This window comes from Butyricicoccus pullicaecorum DSM 23266 (assembly GCF_900167005.1).
Classification (GTDB): domain Bacteria; phylum Bacillota; class Clostridia; order Oscillospirales; family Butyricicoccaceae; genus Butyricicoccus; species Butyricicoccus pullicaecorum.
In genome coordinates this window covers 18,885-37,278 of the sequence record NZ_FUXW01000007.1, presented here as the reverse complement: position 1 = coordinate 37,278, position 18,394 = coordinate 18,885, and the positions used below count along the sequence as shown (strand labels likewise).

General features: G+C 52.7%; 17 protein-coding genes and 3 tRNA genes. 12 read left to right on the top strand and 8 right to left on the bottom strand.

Features of this window, described 5'->3' with window-relative positions:
* Position 1: 1 nt before the first annotated feature.
* Positions 2-871: a DUF6734 family protein gene (locus B5D52_RS11280; protein WP_016146262.1), complete on the top strand. Its 870-nt coding sequence runs from the start codon at positions 2-4 to the stop codon at positions 869-871.
* A gap of 211 nt (positions 872-1,082) precedes the next feature.
* On the opposite strand, the gene B5D52_RS11275 is transcribed toward B5D52_RS11280, so the two are convergent.
* From B5D52_RS11275 to B5D52_RS11260, 4 genes are all read right to left on the bottom strand, one after another.
* Positions 1,083-1,511 carry a flavodoxin gene (locus tag B5D52_RS11275; protein WP_016146261.1) on the bottom strand — a complete coding sequence of 143 codons (429 nt, stop codon included), beginning with the start codon at positions 1,509-1,511 and terminating at the stop codon, positions 1,083-1,085.
* A gap of 46 nt (positions 1,512-1,557) precedes the next feature.
* On the bottom strand, positions 1,558-2,115 hold the full coding sequence (locus B5D52_RS11270; protein WP_016146260.1) for a DUF3793 family protein: 558 nt from the start codon (positions 2,113-2,115) through the stop codon (positions 1,558-1,560).
* A gap of 312 nt (positions 2,116-2,427) precedes the next feature.
* Positions 2,428-2,503 (bottom strand) — tRNA-Val (locus B5D52_RS11265).
* 15 nt (positions 2,504-2,518) lie between these two features.
* Positions 2,519-2,594 (bottom strand) — tRNA-Ala (locus B5D52_RS11260).
* A gap of 168 nt (positions 2,595-2,762) precedes the next feature.
* Here B5D52_RS11260 and B5D52_RS11255 point away from each other — a divergent pair.
* From B5D52_RS11255 to B5D52_RS11245, 3 genes are all read left to right on the top strand, one after another.
* Positions 2,763-3,527: a copper homeostasis protein CutC gene (locus tag B5D52_RS11255; RefSeq protein ID WP_016146259.1), complete on the top strand. Its 765-nt coding sequence runs from the start codon at positions 2,763-2,765 to the stop codon at positions 3,525-3,527.
* Between the two features lie 82 nt (positions 3,528-3,609).
* Positions 3,610-3,700, top strand: a tRNA-Ser gene (locus B5D52_RS11250).
* Positions 3,701-5,005: 1,305 nt separating this feature from the next.
* Positions 5,006-7,036: an S-layer homology domain-containing protein gene (locus tag B5D52_RS11245; protein WP_159446502.1), complete on the top strand. Its 2,031-nt coding sequence runs from the start codon at positions 5,006-5,008 to the stop codon at positions 7,034-7,036.
* A gap of 51 nt (positions 7,037-7,087) precedes the next feature.
* Here B5D52_RS11245 and moaC read toward each other — a convergent pair whose 3' ends face one another.
* Positions 7,088-7,561, bottom strand: a complete 474-nt coding sequence (gene moaC, locus B5D52_RS11240; RefSeq protein WP_016146257.1) for a cyclic pyranopterin monophosphate synthase MoaC — start codon at positions 7,559-7,561, stop codon at positions 7,088-7,090.
* Positions 7,562-7,894: 333 nt separating this feature from the next.
* Here moaC and B5D52_RS11235 point away from each other — a divergent pair, with 333 nt between their 5' ends.
* From B5D52_RS11235 to B5D52_RS11210, 6 genes are all read left to right on the top strand, one after another.
* Complete coding sequence (locus B5D52_RS11235) at positions 7,895-8,383, top strand: RNA polymerase sigma factor (protein ID WP_040332446.1); 489 nt, start codon at positions 7,895-7,897, stop codon at positions 8,381-8,383.
* A gap of 114 nt (positions 8,384-8,497) precedes the next feature.
* Complete coding sequence (locus B5D52_RS11230; protein ID WP_016146255.1) at positions 8,498-8,698, top strand: 4Fe-4S binding protein; 201 nt, start codon at positions 8,498-8,500, stop codon at positions 8,696-8,698.
* Entirely contained in the window at positions 8,695-9,285 is a 591-nt protein-coding gene (locus tag B5D52_RS11225) for a 4Fe-4S binding protein (protein ID WP_016146254.1), read from the top strand. The genes B5D52_RS11230 and B5D52_RS11225 overlap by 4 nt, the downstream gene beginning before the upstream one ends.
* A 159-nt stretch (positions 9,286-9,444) precedes the next feature.
* Positions 9,445-11,271 carry a hydroxylamine reductase gene (hcp, locus tag B5D52_RS11220; protein WP_016146253.1) on the top strand — a complete coding sequence of 609 codons (1,827 nt, stop codon included), beginning with the start codon at positions 9,445-9,447 and terminating at the stop codon, positions 11,269-11,271.
* Between the two features lie 17 nt (positions 11,272-11,288).
* On the top strand, positions 11,289-11,867 hold the full coding sequence (locus B5D52_RS11215; protein WP_016146252.1) for a hypothetical protein: 579 nt from the start codon (positions 11,289-11,291) through the stop codon (positions 11,865-11,867).
* Between the two features lie 4 nt (positions 11,868-11,871).
* Entirely contained in the window at positions 11,872-12,366 is a 495-nt protein-coding gene (locus B5D52_RS11210; protein ID WP_016146251.1) for a hemerythrin domain-containing protein, read from the top strand.
* Between the two features lie 42 nt (positions 12,367-12,408).
* On the opposite strand, the gene B5D52_RS11205 is transcribed toward B5D52_RS11210, so the two are convergent.
* A complete protein-coding gene (locus B5D52_RS11205) occupies positions 12,409-13,194 on the bottom strand; it encodes a TIM barrel protein (protein ID WP_016146250.1) in 786 nt (261 codons plus the stop codon).
* A gap of 605 nt (positions 13,195-13,799) precedes the next feature.
* Between B5D52_RS11205 and B5D52_RS11200 the strand changes: the two genes are divergently transcribed.
* Positions 13,800-14,843 (top strand): LacI family DNA-binding transcriptional regulator, encoded by a 1,044-nt coding sequence (locus B5D52_RS11200; protein WP_016146249.1) that lies wholly within the window; start codon positions 13,800-13,802, stop codon positions 14,841-14,843.
* A 373-nt stretch (positions 14,844-15,216) separates the two neighbouring features.
* Here B5D52_RS11200 and B5D52_RS11195 read toward each other — a convergent pair whose 3' ends face one another.
* Positions 15,217-15,855 carry a corrinoid protein gene (locus tag B5D52_RS11195; RefSeq protein WP_016146248.1) on the bottom strand — a complete coding sequence of 213 codons (639 nt, stop codon included), beginning with the start codon at positions 15,853-15,855 and terminating at the stop codon, positions 15,217-15,219.
* A 351-nt stretch (positions 15,856-16,206) separates the two neighbouring features.
* Here B5D52_RS11195 and B5D52_RS11190 point away from each other — a divergent pair, with 351 nt between their 5' ends.
* Positions 16,207-17,379, top strand: coding sequence for a helix-turn-helix domain-containing protein (locus B5D52_RS11190; protein WP_016146247.1), 1,173 nt, complete (start codon positions 16,207-16,209; stop codon positions 17,377-17,379).
* A gap of 63 nt (positions 17,380-17,442) precedes the next feature.
* Here B5D52_RS11190 and B5D52_RS11185 read toward each other — a convergent pair whose 3' ends face one another.
* Complete coding sequence (locus tag B5D52_RS11185) at positions 17,443-18,195, bottom strand: DUF1638 domain-containing protein (RefSeq protein ID WP_016146246.1); 753 nt, start codon at positions 18,193-18,195, stop codon at positions 17,443-17,445.
* Positions 18,196-18,394 lie beyond the last annotated feature (199 nt).

The window sequence follows — 18,394 nt, the reverse complement described above, 5'->3', positions numbered from 1 at the left end:
CGTGCGTGCCTTTCACTCCAACTGGACGCGTCCATTTTTCGCCCGAAACGGTGCGGATGCAGTCTATACCGTTCCCCCGTTTGAGTTGTTGACCACAGCGTTGTCCGCGCTGACTTGGCGGCGGGAAAATGGCTCGATTGCGATGTTATGCGACAACACGGCCAAGGACTATTACACCTCTCTTGGCCTTACTTTTTTGTGGGATGACGGCATTCATGCCGTATTGGAAGATATTCCCCAGGAAATCGACGCGACTTGCTTCTGGGCGGCTGGCAAGCTCTATGCCTTGCAGCACTTCGGCGCGCCCTGTGTCATGATCGATACCGATTTTATCGTCTGGCGCAATCTGTCCGACCGTCTGGATGGACATAAACTGATGACCATTCATTCCGAGGATATCATGCCCGATATTTACCCGGGTCCCGAGGCGTTTACCCTGCACAAACCGTTCGATCTGGCATCCCTTGACTGGACGGTTCGTCCGGCCAACACCGCTCTTTCCTATTTTGGTGACCGTGCATTTACCGAACAGTATGTACAGACGGCACTCGATTTCATGCAGGCAGCCTCCCCGGCTGACAACGGTTTGACCTATATGGTATTTGCCGAACAGCGGCTGCTCGCCATGCTGGCAGCCCGTGCGCATGTCCCACTGGACTTCTTCATGGATTTGCCCGAGCTGTTTTTATCCGGACAAACCTGGTTTACCCATGTTTGGGGATTCAAACAGCAGATGATGGCCGATCGTGCCCAGTATGACGGGTTCTGCACCAGATGTGCCAAGCGGCTCATGCGAGATTTCCCCGATGCCGCGTTGGCCTTACAGCAAGTCCCTGTCCTTGCACCTTATTTTGATGTTCCCTTACTTTAAATAAGGATGACAAAAGCCGTCAGCATCATGCTGACGGCTTTTGTTGTTCCGGTCCGCGTTTCCGTGCCACAGACCAGCTGCTTTTTCCGTGTGTGTTACAAGTGGAGGATTGGAAGACCGACCGGTGTGTGGACAGCCGGTCTTCCGGAATCGAGATGAGAAGTTTTATGTGGAATCCGTAAACGGGAGTTCCCAAAAGGAATGGGTTGGCTTACGCCTTGACCAGCGACTCGCCCAGTGCACGGCATGCTGCCAGTGCATCATCATCCGGGGTTTCGTGCGCCATCAGGCCATCGCCAATCAGCAGTGCACCTGCGTCATCGGCACGCTTGACCCAGTCGCGCATCCACTGGCCATCGCCCCAACCATAGGAGCCGAACAGTGCGACGCGCTTGCCGCCGAGATTGCCTTCGAGTTCGGTGAAGAACGGGTCAAACTCAGCTTCTTCCAGAACCTCGGCACCCATCGCCGGGCAGCCCAATGCCATGCGGCCATACTTCGCAGCTTCCTGCGCGCTGGTGTCTGCTACGTGCAGCAGCACCGCTTCGCCGCCTGCGCTCTTGATGCCCTCGCAGATTGCATTCGCCATCTGTTCGGTGTTGCCGGTCTGGCTCCAGTAAATCACAGCGATCTGACTCATGATAATCGTTCTCCTTTGCAGTGTAAATGGTGTAATTTGAATTGGATTATGCCGCGAAAAGTTCTAAGATCGTCATTCCGCGTTCTATGTAGCCGCGTGCCGTATCCCGGCAGCGGTCGAACTGGTGAAAGAGGCGTCTTGCCGCCTGCTCGTCACCGTATACCTTCCAATATCCACTCAGCTTGCAGTCTTTTCCGCGCTGCTCGATGAATCCGCGCACATCCTCAACCGGATAGCCCAAAAACAGGCCGATCTCATGCGGAAACTCGCGATTTGTCATAATACGCTCGCTCAGATGCTCCAGCAGCGCATCCAGCCCCTCTTCCATCGGATAACCGTTCTGCATGAGCAGTGTACGCGCTTCCTGGGAAGCCAGATCGTTCAGCAGTCGTTCCGGACGGTAGATCAGGAGCAGAAAACGGTAATCGCAGGCGCACAGAATGCGAAAGCGCACGCCGCGATCGTGAAAGACCGCCTGATAGGTTTTCAAAAGTTCGGGTAAATCGGGATACCATGCTCTGCGGCAGGTGATCAGGTTTGCAGTTTTAATTCCTGCCAGCACGGGCGCACCGTGCTCGGCAAGCAGAAGATCAAAAGAGTACATCGTGCGTCCTCCCAATTTGTTGGTTTAGACTAACCCACCTATCTAAATTCTTCCGCCACACGGACGGTGCTGCGGGCACCGTCCGGCGGGGAACGATTCGAGAATTTGAGAAAGGGGGTGAATCCTTTAGATGTTAGTCTTGGCTAACCTCTGGACATATGTTAGCATAGACTAACCGTTGTGTCAACCCTTTTTTGAAAAAATTTTTTCAAGCTGATATTTCTATGCGCAGCTTTGCTCTTCCCTATACTGTTTTGCCCGTCAAAGCAAAAAAATAAATCCGAATCGATACAGATTCGGATTTATTTTCTATGGTGGACACTAAGGGGCTCGAACCCATGACCTTCCGCACGTCAAGCGGATGCTCTACCAGCTGAGCTAAATGTCCACGCTATGCACTTGGTGGTGGAGACGGTGGGGATCGAACCCATGACCTCTTGAATGCCATTCAAACGCTCTCCCAGCTGAGCTACGCCCCCATGACAGTGATTTTATTATACAGGCTGCCCTGCCCGTTGTCAACAAAAACTTTTATTTTCCATTTCGAGAAGTCTGCCTCTACGCGAGTGCGTTCCGATTGCATTTTATAAGGTACCACGATATACTATTAGATAAGAATACGGCTTTTACCGGAAATGAGGAACACAATGAAATTTGTATTAGAGGCCTGCGTGGATTCGGTCGAATCCGCTCGCGCGGCGCAGGCAGGCGGCGCCACCCGCTTTGAACTGTGCGGTAACCTGATTATCGGCGGTACAACTCCTGATCCCTTCCTGTTCTCCCGCGTACAGGAGAGCTGTACCCTTCCCATCCATGTCCTGATCCGCCCGCGTTTCGGTGATTTTCTGTATACTGACGAAGAATTTATGCTCATGGAGCAGCAAGCCTCCTGGTTTGCAGCCCATGGTGCACGTGCGGTCGTCATCGGCATGCTGACTCCGGACGGTGCGCTGGATCGCGATGGTATGGCACGTTTGATCGAGGCTGCACGGACGCAAAATCCCGACTGCAAAATCACCCTGCATCGCGCATTTGATGTCTGCCGCGACCCGTTTACCGCTCTGAAAACAGCCAAAAAGCTCGGTGTTAATACCATCTTAACCTCGGGACAGGCTGCTAGCTGTGTGCAGGGCGCTCCGCTGCTGACCGAACTGGTACACCGTGCAGGAGACGATGTAGAAATTCTGATCGGTGCGGGTGTCAATGCAGCGGTGATTGGTGATCTGTTGCCTGTGACCGGCGCACACGCCTTCCACATGTCAGGTAAGCGCACGCTGGACAGCCAAATGACCTACCGCCGCGAAGGTGTCCCCATGGGACTGCCCGGAATCAGTGAATTTGAAATCTGGCGCACCGATGCTCAGGCCATTGCACAGGCACGCCAGGTACTCGATACCTATTTCGTAGGTTAAAAAATTTTTTCCAAAAGGGCTTGTCAAATACACAATTCCGTGATAGAATAAATAAGCTGTTAACGACAGCCCAATGGAATATGGAGAAGTATCGAAGTGGTCATAACGAGCTCGACTCGAAATCGAGTTGGCGGTAAAACGTCACGTGGGTTCGAATCCCACCTTCTCCGCCACCCAAAGAACCATCCAAACGGATGGTTCTTTTTTTGTTTTCTCCCTCACTTTTCTAGTTATCTACCACTAAAATACTGTATTTCGAAAATATTTTCCACCCTGTACTTTGTATGGCAAATGTTTCCAGAAACTCAAATTGTGTCATATTTTGTCGAATTCTTTTGTTTCTATGTTTTCAAATCAGGTTTGGTACAAATGTTCGCGGTCAGAATGCGAATTGACGAAGTTTTCCTTTCTTCTGATAATGAATTTATATACTTATATTTTCAAATTCATCCCTTTATCCACCTCTGCGGATATTCTGAAAGGAAGTTCTTCCGATGAAACATCCTCTGCATCGACTCATCTCCGCTGTTCTGCTCCTGACTTTGGCTTCGTCCCTGTTCCCTGCATCTGCTGCGCAGGCCTCAGTCAAAATTGGAGATCAGCTTTTTTCCACGCTTTCCGATGCAGTGGCACAGGCACAAGAGGGTGATGTCATCGAACTGCTTTCCGACTGTACCGTCAGTGAAACGATCATCTTTCCGTCTGGCGTCACGCTTGACGGTTATCATTATCAGCTGACGCTTAGCAGTACAGCGTGTTTGCAAGCGTCGGGTGATCTGACGCTATGCAACCTGAGCATACTGATGAACCGAAATGCACGTTCCGATACTCCCTTTACACTGGCCGGTGAGCATGCTCAATATGAACTCAGTAACGTTGTTATTGACTGCCCCGATATTTCACGCCCCCCTCCCAGCACCGAACTTCTCACGTTTTCGGCACAAAATAGTTCTCTAACTCTGGAGCGCTGCAAATTTACAAGCTCTATCGATCACTCAACCGGTATTCTGCTAACCGGAGACTGCTCAGACAGCACTCTTTCTCTATCCGAGTCAGACATTCGCATCACGCCGCAATCCAATTCCGTATCTAGTGGTGCTGCCATCCATGCAGATGCAAGCGGCTCAGTCGAAATCGCGGCAGACAGTTGTACGCTTGAAGCTTCTTTTACCGCGCTTGCAAGTGGTGAATCGCAGACCGGTCTTCAAACTACGCTTAGCAACTGTCAACTATATGCAGCTACGCCTCTTTATATCTGCGCTTCCGACGGCTCATACGAAATCTCTGACTGTACTTTGAATGACGAACAGACCAACGCAAACAAATTTTCCGGCTTACTGTTTTTAGAGCAAACCGCACAAGATAACACGTGTTCGATTGTAGATACAAGCCTTGAAAGCGGTTCAGAATCACCGTTTTCCTGTGTATTTTCCATTCAAAACGCACAAAATGACATATCCATTGGCGACCATTCCACCGTGTCCATCGCATCGGACATGGTGGACTTGATTCATGCAAAGGACAAGCTTTCCACACAAATCCACGTATCCGCAGATGATAGTGTAGACTTATCCGCCTTTCCAATCGTCTGGTACGACGCTGATGATCGTCTGCGCAACGCATCCACCTCACTGTCCACCGCCGCACCTGTATGGCAAGCTGGAGATACCGTGACGCTGCGCGGAGCCGTCAGCGGTGCAATTGACTTGCAGGTACCAGTAACCATCCTCGGTGAGCATGCTTCCTTTTCCGGCTCTCTTGCCCTCCGTGCTCCCGGTACCGTTATTCACGAACTGGATCTGTCAAACAGTGCGGTCGACTGCGTGGCAGACTGTGACCTCTCGCGCAATTATTGGGGCACGCAATCGCCGCCGGCAAGTGCCATGACCTCTCCTTTATATGCCGATGCAGACCTTACCGAGCTGGTATATACACAGGTTCCCGACGATCAAGCAGCGCAGGAAATCGATTACTTTATCACCGAAATACAGAACATTCTGTCCCAAGCCATTCCGGGCTGTACGCTGGAAACATTTGATCCACTGACGAACGGCAATGCACTCACCTCCTACGCAGAAGAACTGCGTGCACTCTGCACCCGCTTATCACAGAGCACCACAGACGCACAGCGCGATGCTATTTTATCGGCTTCTCCAGTTCAGCAATCCCGCATGGAGCTTGCCTGGCACGTCTACTGGGCAGGGATTGAATGCAACACCACAAACAGCACCGTTACATTGTCCCAAACGCTCGATCCTCCGGGCAGCGATGCCTTGCGCACGCTGATGACACAGAATACAGCTGCCAATCAACCCATTTGCGGCATATCGGTCGACGGCACAGAAATCGATCCCGAGCAGACAATTTCTGTTCACAGCACGCTGACGGAGTGGGAATTTGACAGTCAAGAACAGGTGCAATCGCTCACATTTGAAACCGAATTGCGCACCGATCAGGGAACGGTCGTAGCTGGTGACGGTACCTATCGTCTGCCGCTTCCCACGCAGGATTGCGAATCTGTACAGGCCACTATCAACCAGGCAACCACAACTTTGTTTCCTGAGTACTCAGTGGAAAAATATGCATACGTAACGCTCTCGGAATTGGGCACGATCAAGCTAACACTGTCACAGTCTGATGGGTCAACAGACCCGGAAGAACCCGACCCACCGACCGAACCTGAAGAACCAACCGAGCCGGAGGAGACATATTACACAATCACGTTGCGTGCAAACACGCACGGAACATTGCGTCTCCGCACACCATCCGAAGCCATACAAGGTGAAACCGTCAAAATCACGGTACTTCCTGATGATGACTACCAATTAGACACGTTGGACGTGCTGGATGCGCGCGGCCGCTCGATTGATTTTGATTTATCCGGCGACACCTTGCGCTTCACCATGCCCGCATCCAACGTCCGTGTCACCGCACGTTTCGTGCGCACGGAGACAGACTCGGAAATTGTCCCGGATGATGAGCCCACGTTGCCTTCCGATGTGGCGGACGATGCATGGTATCAAGAGGCTGTCCTGCAAGCGGTTGAACAAGGCTTCATGACGCCGCTGCTCATTGGGCAATTCTGTCCCGATCTTCCGGCCGCACGCGGCGATCTCATCACGGCGCTCTATCGCATGGCTGGTGAGCCGACCGCTTGGGCTCCGGCATTTACCGACATTCCGTCTGACAGTGCATACTATTCGGCTTCCATCTGGGCACGAGCTGCCGGCATTGCCATCGGTGAACCAGACGGTCGATTCCGTCCTTACGACACCGTTACCCGTGAAGAATGTATTGCTCTGCTCTATCGCTTCTGCGGCATGCCACCCATTATACAGACCACACTTCCCTTCTCGGACTTTTCCTCGGTTTCCGACTGGGCGCGTCCGGCGATGTGCTGGGCATATCAGTCGGGCATTCTGTACGGCAACGCAGAGGGCACTTGTACCCCGCTCGCAGCGGTGACACGTGCCGAAACCGCAGCGCTGCTCATGCGTCTGTCACAATAAAATATCCTGCATACAAAAAACAGCGTCAACCATGTTGACGCTGTTTTTTACTCACACTTCCCGGCAAAAATCGCCCGATTTTCCGCCGCTCTTGCGCAGCAGCATGACATCCCGAATGACCATACCGCGGTCAACCGCCTTACACATATCATAGAGCGTAAGCGCTGCGACCGAAGCCGCCGTCAATGCTTCCATTTCAATGCCGGTCTTATGCGTGCAGCGCAGCGTCGAAACGATGCGCACATCGGTGTCTGAAATCGGAGTAATCTCCATTTCAATGCCCTCGATGGGCAATGGGTGGCACATCGGAATGAGCTCCCAAGTACGCTTTGCAGCCATAATTCCGGCAATACGCGCACAGGCGAACACATCTCCCTTGGGCATACCGCCCGACAAAATCAGGGACAACGTTTCAGGCTGCATGGACACAACCGCCTGCGCCGAAGCCGAACGCCGGGTCACTTCCTTTTCTCCAACGTCTACCATACGCGCCGCGCCGTTGTCATCAATATGTGTCAGAGACAAGGCAAATCGCTCCTTTTGATCGTATTTGTACCATTAAACCACCTGTCTTTCGGTTTGTCAAGTGACAGTGAAAAGGCTTTCATAACGTTTCCGATGAAAAAGGAAAACAATATGCCAATATGTTGGTGAAAAAATACGAAAGACAGCGCAATCAAAATATGATATAATGCAGCAGAAGTCAAAAAAACCAAGCGTATTATATCGATACAACTCGAATTTTGTCGAGAAATGCGAAAATCCGACAAGTACAATTTCCATGATAACAGATAGAAACAGGACGGAACAGCACGGGGACAAATGGCACATCCGTCCACACGGGGAGATGGATGGTATTTGAACCAATCGCAAAAAATACAGGTAGAACAAATCTGGAACGCGCAGGCAGAGCAATTGCAGCAAATGGCTCTGCGTCTGGTACACGACCCGGAATCCGCTGAGGAGATCGTGCAGCAGGTGTTTCTGTCTGCCTGTCAAAAATCCGATCAGCTGCTGGCCTGCGCAAATCCCAGCAGTTGGTTATGCCGTACCTTATATTGTAAAGTACTGATTGTGTTCTGCAAACGCCGCCGCGAAAAAGGACACCTCACGCTGGAAGCCATTGAGCAGGAAGCTGCCTACTGGATGGACGATTTGATCGACCTTCACACGCTCTATGACGGTGTAGTACCATACGAAGATCTCGAGCTATTGCGCCGAGCTTATGTGGAAAACGAACCTTTCCGCACCATTGCAGACGATATGGGTATCTCGCTTGGCGCAGCAAAAATCCGCGCTTCGCGCACCAAACACCGTTTAAAACAGGAAATCCGCAGACACTTTTAACTGTACGCCTTCGGTATGACCGGAGGCGTGTTTTTGTTCTGTGACCGGGTCACGGAATCTCAACCTGCAATCTGCTATACTCCTTACAGACCAATCGAGAGGAGAAACCAAACGATGAAAAAACGTTTTGCGGTGGTGGACACCGCACTTTGCGTTGCCTGCGGATGCTGTGTGAAGGTCTGTCCCCGTCAGGCAATCACCGTCCCCAAGGGCATCTTTGCCGAGGTTGCGCGCACGCAGTGTGTGGGCTGCGGTTTATGCGCCAAAGCCTGCCCGGCATCGGTCATCGAGATCATGCAGGAGGAGACACCGTGAAAAAAGCAAAAAAATGGTATGACTACCTGTGGATTGTGTCTGCACTCTACTTAATTTTGGGATTTTTCAACATCCTATTTGCATGGCTAGGTCTCATCTGCTTTTTCGTCCCGCTTGCCATCGCAATCATCAGCGGAAACAAGGCGTACTGCAACCGCTACTGCGGACGCGGTCAGCTCTTTCAGCTGCTCGGGGAACGCCTGCGTCTGTCCCGCAACCGTCCGGTACCGCGCTTCCTCAAGCAGAAATGGTTCCGCTATGGATTTTTGATTTTCTTCCTCGCCATGTTCCTCAACATGCTGTTTACCACCTATCTGGTCGCAGCCGGTGCATCCAGCCTGCGCGAAGTGGTCACGCTGCTGTGGACATTCCGTCTGCCCTGGCACTTTGCTGCCTCGTCTGCGGCATCGGTCACCCCGTGGGTTGCGCAGTTCGCGTTCGGTTTTTACAGTGTCATGCTGACCTCTACCGTACTCGGACTCATCACCATGGCGCTGTTCAAGCCCCGTTCGTGGTGCGTGTACTGTCCGATGGGCACAATGACCCAAGGCATCTGCCAGCTGCGCCATCGCGGTGAGGCAAAATAAAAAAATTTTTTCGATCTTTTGACTGTGCGTTGTATTTCCAACGTACAGTCTTTTATTTTTGCCGTATAATCTGCTCTGTCAGGACGAGAGATCGTCCCAAACAGTAAGATAAGCCACCAAACCTCAACCAACCGATCGAGAAATAAGGAGTTTTCAAATATGGAAAATACGATGTTTTGCTACCAGTGTCAGGAAACCGCAGGCTGCTCGGGCTGTACCCGTGCCGGTGTATGCGGCAAGACCGCCGAGACTGCAAATCTGCAGGACCTGCTGATCGACGTGACTCGCGGTCTGTGCGCTGTGACCGCACGTCTGCGCGCCGAGGGCAAGCCGGTATCCGACGTGATCGACACGCTGGTCACCGAGAACCTGTTCGTGACCATCACCAATGCAAATTTCGATAACGATGCCATCCGCGCACGCATTTCCCAGACCATCGAACACACCCAGGCGCTGCGTGCACAGCTGAGCGATGCATCCGGTCTGCCCGAGAATGCACTGTGGGACGGCTCGGGTGACTGGGACGCACGTGCAAAGACCGTCGGCGTTCTGGCAACCGACGACGCAGACGTGCGCAGCCTGCGCGAGCTGATCACCTACGGCCTCAAGGGTATGGCAGCATACAACCACCACATTAACGCTTACGGCAAGCGCGTTGCCTCGGTCGATGCCTTCTTGCAGCAGGCACTCGCCAAGACCCGTGATGACAGCCTGTCGGTAAATGATCTGATCGCACTGACGCTGGAGACCGGTAAGTACGGCGTGGACGCGATGGCTGCACTGGACGAAGCCAACACCTCGGCATACGGTAACCCCGAGATTACCAAGGTCAATCTGGGTGTGCGCAGCAATCCGGGCATTCTGATTTCCGGTCACGATCTGCACGATCTGGAAATGCTGCTCGAGCAGACCGCAGGCACCGGCGTGGACGTATACACTCACTCTGAAATGCTGCCTGCACACTATTACCCGGCATTTAAGAAGTATCCGCACTTTGTCGGCAACTACGGCAACGCATGGTGGAAGCAGAAGGAAGAGTTTGAGGCGTTCGGCGGCCCCATCCTGCTCACCACCAACTGTCTGGTACCGCCCAAGGACAGCTACCGCGACCGCGTTTACACCACCGGTGCAGTCGGTTTCCCGGGCTGTGCGCACATCGAGGCAGACGAAAACGGTCACAAGGACTTCTCTGCGCTCATTGCACACGCCAAGCGCTGCCCGTCTCCGACCGAGCTGGAAACCGGTGAAATCGTCGGCGGTTTCGCACACAATCAGGTGCTTGCACTGGCAGATAAGGTCGTCGATGCGGTCAAGTCGGGTGCCATCAAGAAGTTCGTCGTCATGGCAGGCTGCGATGGCCGTGCAAAGTCCAGAAACTACTACACCGACTTTGCCAAGGCGCTGCCCAAGGACACCGTGATCCTGACCGCCGGCTGCGCAAAGTACAAGTACAACAAGCTCGATCTGGGCGATATCGGCGGTATTCCGCGCGTTCTGGATGCCGGTCAGTGCAACGACTCCTACTCGCTCGCAGTCATCGCACTCAAGCTCAAGGAAGTATTTGGCTTGGACGACATCAACGATCTGCCCATCGTCTACAACATTGCATGGTACGAGCAGAAGGCGGTCATCGTCCTGCTGGCTCTGCTGCATCTGGGTGTCAAGAACATCCACCTCGGCCCCACCCTGCCCGCGTTCCTGTCCGAGAATGTCGCCAAGGTTCTGGTCGAAAACTTCGGCATCGCAGGCATCACCACGGTCGAAGACGATCTGCGTCTGTTCTTTGGCGACGCAGTACCGACCAAAATTCATGCCGACATGCACGTCGGTGACATCCTGAAGACCCATCCCAAGGCTGCCGAAGTGCTCATGTCGTGCGGTATGCACTGTCTGGGCTGCCCGTCGGCACAGATGGAGTCGCTCAAGGATGCATGCATGGTGCACGGTCTGAACATCGAGGATGTTCTGTCCATGCTCAATGACTGATTGCGAGGGAAAACACGATGAGTGCATTTTTAGGACCCATTCACGCCAGAATGTATGGCAAGGTGCAGGCGGTGAACGCACTGGCCGATACCATCGCCGCCTTTTCCGATGCGCAGAGCTGGACAAGTGCCCTGCTGACCGACCTGCGGGCTTCATTGCCCGCACCGTCGGGTACGCTCGAGCAGGTCATTGACCTGTCGCAAATTCACGCCTCGCTGAGCGGTCTGGTCGATCAGGCCGAGCGCCGTCTGGCGTTCGCCGTGACTCATGCAATCGCATCCGATGCGGCACATATCCAGGACTTGTGCACGCTGATGGAAAATCAGGGTGCACAGGCCGCACCGCAAACGACCGAATCCTGTGTCGCCGCGTGGCAAACCATGGACACGTACTGGCTGGACGGTATGCCGTGCGACGGCGGCGTGCAGTTCTTGCAGACCGAACCGGACGAAGTCATCTGGAGTGTGCACGGTCAGCACCCGACACCCGATTACTGGACGCTGCGCATCCACTGGATGCAGGGATTTTGCACCAAGCTGCACCTGCGTCTGGAAATGCTCAATGACAACACTTTCCGCTTGACCCAGGAGGGCTAACACCATGACTTTGATGGAAACCTTATATAAAGAGCACGACGAAATCTGGGCATTCACCGAACAGATGACCCAGAAGTGCATCGATCTGATGGAGCATAACATATTTGATGCCGACAGCTTCCGGGCTGATATCGCATATATCCGCACCTATGCCGATGCGACGCACCACAAGAAAGAAGAAGATTTGCTGTTCCGCGCGATGCTGGACGAACTTGGCCAGGTGGCTGAAAATCTCATCCGACATGGCATGCTGGTCGAGCACGATCAAGCCCGACTGTATGTCATGGAGCTGGAAACCGCGGTCAATGCCTACGAGACCGACCGTTCTCCTGCACTTAAGCTGGAAATCCTCTCGCAGGCGATGGACTATGTTCATCTGCTGCGCCGCCACATTGAGAAGGAAAACGGTGCAATCTATCCCTTTGCTGAGCGTGCACTGTCTCCCGACACCATGCGCAAGCTGGAAGCACAGTTTCAATCTGAATGGAATCACGCATAATAAAACAGGCAGGCACAAACGTGTCTGCCTGTTGTTTTTACATTAGTAAGACATAATCGCCTTGACGGCCTCAGCGGTCGAGGTCTTGGGCATCAGTTCAAAGCCAATGCGGCCGGTGTATCCTACCTCTTCGAGGCACTGGAATACATTATGATAGTTGATCTCTCCCGTTCCCGGTTCATGGCGGCCGGGTGCGTCGGCAACATGGATATGTCCCAGCTGATCGGCATACGTGCGGATGGTGTCACACAGACTGCCTTCGTTGAGCTGCATGTGATAGACGTCATAGAGCACCTTGAGCATGGGCGAGCCGATGAGGCGCGTCATCTCTGCAGCCATCTGGGTGTGTGCGAGGAAGTTTCCGACGTGATCGGTCGTGATGTTAAGGGGTTCGAGATTCATGGCAATGCCGCTCTCTTCGGCAATCTTGGCGCACTCGAGCAGCATGTCGTACATCGAGCACAGCTTCACCGTATCACTCAGATCGTCATAGTGATTGACCACGATGCCGCCGTCACCGAGTGCGTTGGAATGGATGGTGACCGACTTTGCACCGATCTTCTGCGCTGCTGCAACCGACTGGCGCAAAAAGTCCAGATACTTCTCCTTGTGGGTGGGATCAATCAGCGAATAGTCAGCGTCTCCATTGAAACCGGAAATTCCGATGCCTGCCTTTTCTGCCGCAGCCTTGACTGCATCCAAATCCTTGTCTGTCCAGCTCCAGAACTCTACGTACTCAAATCCGTCGTCCTTTGCCGCCTGGAAGCGATCCAGAAACGGAATCTCATAATACATCGGTTCAATGCAAGCAGAGCGCATGAATTTCATAGCAAAACCTCCTCAAAACGATTATCCGTACACAAACTTTCCCTGTAATTTCTCTCTATTTTATGTGTTTTTACACACACTGTGCCTTTATTGCTATTATACGCACACAGCCCACAGCCTGTCAATGTGCTTTCTCCCGCTCGCCTTTCGCCTATTCTCAAAGTTTTCACTTTATTCGGCAGATATGTAATTATTTTCCCACTTTTTCTGTAATATCTGTACGAATTAAGTTCATTTTATGCACTTTCCCCATTCTACCCCTGTCTTTCTATTCAACCCGCACAATTTTTGTGTGCATTTCTATTCCCGGCATCTTTAATCTGGTTATATCGTTTTCACTTTCCTTGTATCTTTATATCTTATTTGCATGACTTTTTCTCTTTTTTACCCATTCCCCTCGACACTCGCACAGATTGCCTTTCTTACCCCGTGCATACTCTATCCGCATCCAAAAATGCACAGGATTTCCCGAATTTTTTGATCTCTTGTAAATATTTTTGAAAAAGCATGTGCACCGCACAGAATCTATGGTATACTGAAAACAGTTCTGTCAGCGCACTCTGGTACGGTGCGCTTTTTACGAAGCAACAAGGAAGTGATCCAGTATGGGAAAGCGTCCCACCATTCAGATGGTCGCCGATCGCGCCGGCGTTTCTCGCGGTACGGTCGACCGTGTCCTCAACAATCGCTCTTATGTCAAAGCCGAAGTGCGCACCCGCATCCTGGCCGCTATGCAGGAACTCGGCTATGTTTCCCCGCGCGATGCGCACCAGCGTGTGCTCAGTGAATCGCGTTTTTCTCCCATTCGTCTGGGTGTCATTTTGCCCAACTGGCCGGATGATCATTTTAGAAATGAAGTGCAGCGCGGCATCCAGACCGCGCGCGCTGAGCTGACCGACTTTCACGTCGATGTCATGCTCTGCCACTGTCAGACCGACATTCCCGGTGAGGTCATCGAACTGCTCGACCAACTGGTCGCAGACGGTGCGCAGGGCATCGCCATGTGCGCCATCGCCAATATCGCCATCGAGGCAAAAATCGACCAGCTGGCGGCACAGGGAATTCCGACCATTACCTTTAACTCTGATCTTCCGAACAGCAAACGTCTGTGCTTTATCGGTCAGGACTACCGCCGCAGCGGCCGTATTGCCGCCGAACTGATGAGCAAGTGCATCGATCCCAAGGGCAAAATTCTGGCTGCCGTCGGCAATCTGGAATTTGACGGTCACCGCACCCGTTTGGACGGATTCTGTGAGCGCATGCATGAATTGGGATTTGATAACGGTCAGATTGAAATTGTCGAGACCTTCAACGATTACCACACTACCTATCGCAAGGTGCTCGAATCCCTCAGCCGCTGCCCCGATCTATCTGCCATCTACATGGCCAATCAGAGCGTTGCCGGCTGCACCGAAGCCATTCACGCTGCCACGCCCAAAGCACGTATCCGGGTCATCTGTCACGATATCTCGGAGAGCACCAAGCGTTTGCTGCGCAGCGGCGACGTAGACCTTGCCATCTCGCAGGACATCTATCAGCAGGGCTATTTGCCGCTCATTCTGCTGCGTGACTTGCTTCAAAAAGGCAAATCTCCCGCGGCTCAGCAGCCCGGTTCCAACATCTCGATTTTCTGCGCAGAAAATTTATAATAACCTCGACCAACAAAAGACCCCCGGACGGTATCCATGTCCGGGGGCTTTTTCAGGCAGAAAAAACAGCCGTGCGCAAATTGCCGCGACGGCTGTTTTGGGAATCTTACAAATCACTTTGCAAGCAAAGTGCAGTGCATTTTGTAGGTCTTCTGACTCACGCTTTCAGAGCGGTTATTGCCGCTCAACGTCTTAGTACCGCAGCCTTCCCAGTTTCCCAGTGACCGGTTTTCACCTTTTCAGCGGTACGGACTCGCGCTTCAGCAGCGATAAGCTGTGGGGTACGTCCCTCTTCCCTTGTTTAGCCTCTGCCGTTCGCACACCTGCGGTGTGTCAGCCCGACAGCGGCCACAAAAGTAAAATTATATGGTACTTACGATGCGCAGATCGCCAGCGCTGCGTCAGCTGCGCTTGCTGCGTCCGGGGTGTAGCAGTCTGCACCGATGGAATCGCAGAATGCCTGGGTGATCGGTGCGCCGCCAATCATGATCTTAACCTTGCCGTTGAGCTCAGATGCCTTAACTGCCTCAACAACCTCACGCATCTCGGTCATGGTGGTGGTCAGCAGAGCCGAGCATGCAATGATGTTCGCGTTATTCTCACGCGCTGCGTCCAGATACTTTTCAACCGGTACGTCAACGCCCAGATCGATGACCTTCAGGCCCTTGCCTTCCATCATCATGCGAACCAGGTTCTTGCCGATATCATGCAGGTCACCCTTGACCGTACCGATGACAACCGTGCCCTTCTCCTCAACGCCTTCGGTTACCAGGTAAGGACGGAGCAGCTCGATGCCCTTGGTCATTGCACGTGCTGCGATCAGAACCTCAGGAACGAAAACTTCGTTGTTCTTGAACTTCTGGCCGATGATGTTCATGCCATCGAGCAGACCCTTTTCCAGGATGTCGCCTGCCGGAATGCCTTCGTCAAGTGCCTGCTGTACGCAAGCCTTTACCTTCGGTGCACGTCCCTGCTGCAGCCAGGAGCTGATATCAGTCAAAATAGCGCTCATAATTATATTCTCCCTTTCACAATCTTATCGTTTGGATTCCCTTTTCAGGCGCGTGCAACTCCAGCGCACAGCGGATGCACTTTCCGCTCGGCTGTCCGCGCTGCCGCCCCGATCTGTTGTATGTATCATACCAGTCCCCTGTCTTTTTTTCTTGAACTCATTTGCGCTTTTTTGTACTATCTTATCACTTTTCACAGGAGTGCCTTTCAAAATTCATGCGTTCTTGGGCAAGTATACAGTGCCCGCGCACCGCAAGGTTCTTTGCATTTTATTGAAATTCACATTGCATATCACAAAAAAATCTGCTATATTGAAAAAAATTAAACTGTCTTCCCCAGGAGGTTTCTGAGCATGGACTTCCAGCAACAATGCCTGCACTACTGCAATTTTGTGCAAACGCTGACGGGTACACACTGTACCCTCATCCGCATTCCGGATGGCTCTTTTTGCAGCGAGCCCTTCCGCACAGTCTGTGACAATTATCAGTGCAACGCCTCGCATACCCACCTGTACGGTGCATACGAGGCCGAGCGCTGGGACGGAAAATATATTTATTATTGCCCGCGTGGTCTGGTGTTTATCGCCACCATGGTGCATGACCCGGACAATCAGGGTGATCTGTGCATGATCACCGGCCCCATCGTTATGGCGAACTCACTTGATGACCCGTACGAGGACAACATCCTCTCGCTGGAAAACGTCGAGGGCATCCCGCGCATGACCACCCAGCAGACCCGTGCGCTGAGTGAGCTGTTACGCGCTGCCGTCGGCTATCTTAGTCAGGAAGACCGTGCGCCGAACGTTGACTCCGGCCGTCAGGCACAGCTGCTCAACACCATGTACGATCTCTATTCCTCGGCTGAGGCGGCAGAATACCCCATCGACAGCGAGCGTCAGCTCCAGCAGAGCATCCGCGCCGGAGACAAGGAAGGCTCTCAGCGGCTGCTCAACGTGCTCTTGTCCGGTCTGTATCTGGCCTGCGGCAATGATCTGGCCAAAATCAAACAGCATGTGCACTCCCTGCTCGTACTGATGTCCCGCGCAGCCATCGACGGCGGCGCCGATGTCAACGATATCTTCCGTCTGAGTCAGTCTTACGAGCCAGAAATCGAAAAACTGCGCAATCTGGAAGAACTGAACCGCTGGCTGAGCATGGTATTGCACCGTTTTATCAACTTCGTCTTCGACTTCAACGACATCAAGCACCACAACGTCATCTACCAGACCACCGCCTACATCAAAGAAAATCTGGCCGAAAAACTGACACTTGAGGATGCCGCAGAGCATGTATCGCTGTCCAAGTCCTACTTCTGCCGCGTTCTGAAAGATGAGCTGGGCTACACCTTCACCGAGTACGTCAACCATCTGCGCGTCGAGCGCGCCAAGCTGTATCTGCGCGACAGCACCATGTCCATTGCAGATATCGCCTACGCGGTCGGTTTTGACGATCAGAGTTATTTTACCCGTATTTTCAAAAAGCTGACCAACGTCTCACCCGGTCAGTACAGAAAGAGCAAAAAGTAAATCTTTTGAGCTCTCGGAAAGTCAACAAAACCGCTCCCTGTTCGGAGCGGTTTTTTCATTGCATCATGCCTCGGTCTCGTCAATCTTGACCGCGCAAATTTTCTTGTTGGAATAGTCAGCCTGTACCCGTTCTCCCGGATGACAAACCAAAAAGCGCTCTTCATCCCACGGGCCATGCAGCAGCGCCTCGAAATAGCCCATTTCTCCCGGCTCTTCAAAGTACGTCCAGCCGAAATCCTGCGCCGCCTGTTTGGTGTACGCCTCGTATTCGGGATAGCGCCGCAGCGGACAGGTGATATATCCACAGCTCTCATACCCATGCATCCAGGAATTGGTGCTTTCCATCAGGAAATCGGCATTTTCCTCGCCATACAGTTCGGCATACTGCGCACGCTGCACACGGTAATTTTCGGTCGACGGCGTAAATGCCTGCTCGATCCAGCCCGGATTATACCAGTAAATGCCCTTGTGTTCGGCAAACAGCTTGCGGTATCGGTCAGCCGAGCCCAAAAAGAGTGAAATGCAGTCGTCACAGCGTGGAATGACCAGCGGAAGCGAGCGCGGACGCAGACCGACCACGCCGTTGGAACACAGGCCGTATCCCAGACAGATGACCTCAAAGCGCTGGTTCTCGCGCAGCATCTCATTTTCCCGCTCGATCTCGTCAATGATGCGCTGCAGCTCATGGCGCAAAATGTCCGGTGTGTCGTGCAGTCCCTGCCGCAGCCACCAGGTACGGATCGGGTTCTGACTCTCGCTGACCAGATGGCTGATTTCCCGGTTCATCACCATACAGCCGATAAATGCCGTTCTCATCGTTCCTTTCTCTCCCTCTTGTCCGGTTTTGCCTCCATTATACGCACGACTTCGCCCGCTGGCAAGCAATTTTTTCACGCTTCCAGGCATTTTTTCATTTTTGTACTTTCTTGCCATTCTATCCAAAATTCTGCGCAAATTGTCCTATACAGTGGACGCACGCACCGCTATACTGAAATTAGTTATCTGTATCTGAAAA

Coding starts and splice junctions, on each gene's coding strand:
- B5D52_RS11200 (WP_016146249.1), top strand. CDS start 13,800: ATGGGAAAGCGTCCCACCATTCAGATGGTCGCCGATCGCGCCGGCGTT.
- B5D52_RS11205 (WP_016146250.1), bottom strand. CDS start 13,194: ATGAAATTCATGCGCTCTGCTTGCATTGAACCGATGTATTATGAGATT.
- B5D52_RS11255 (WP_016146259.1), top strand. CDS start 2,763: ATGAAATTTGTATTAGAGGCCTGCGTGGATTCGGTCGAATCCGCTCGC.
- B5D52_RS11190 (WP_016146247.1), top strand. CDS start 16,207: ATGGACTTCCAGCAACAATGCCTGCACTACTGCAATTTTGTGCAAACG.
- B5D52_RS11210 (WP_016146251.1), top strand. CDS start 11,872: ATGACTTTGATGGAAACCTTATATAAAGAGCACGACGAAATCTGGGCA.
- B5D52_RS11195 (WP_016146248.1), bottom strand. CDS start 15,855: ATGAGCGCTATTTTGACTGATATCAGCTCCTGGCTGCAGCAGGGACGT.
- B5D52_RS11185 (WP_016146246.1), bottom strand. CDS start 18,195: ATGAGAACGGCATTTATCGGCTGTATGGTGATGAACCGGGAAATCAGC.
- B5D52_RS11215 (WP_016146252.1), top strand. CDS start 11,289: ATGAGTGCATTTTTAGGACCCATTCACGCCAGAATGTATGGCAAGGTG.
- hcp (WP_016146253.1), top strand. CDS start 9,445: ATGGAAAATACGATGTTTTGCTACCAGTGTCAGGAAACCGCAGGCTGC.
- B5D52_RS11275 (WP_016146261.1), bottom strand. CDS start 1,511: ATGAGTCAGATCGCTGTGATTTACTGGAGCCAGACCGGCAACACCGAA.
- B5D52_RS11270 (WP_016146260.1), bottom strand. CDS start 2,115: ATGTACTCTTTTGATCTTCTGCTTGCCGAGCACGGTGCGCCCGTGCTG.
- B5D52_RS11230 (WP_016146255.1), top strand. CDS start 8,498: ATGAAAAAACGTTTTGCGGTGGTGGACACCGCACTTTGCGTTGCCTGC.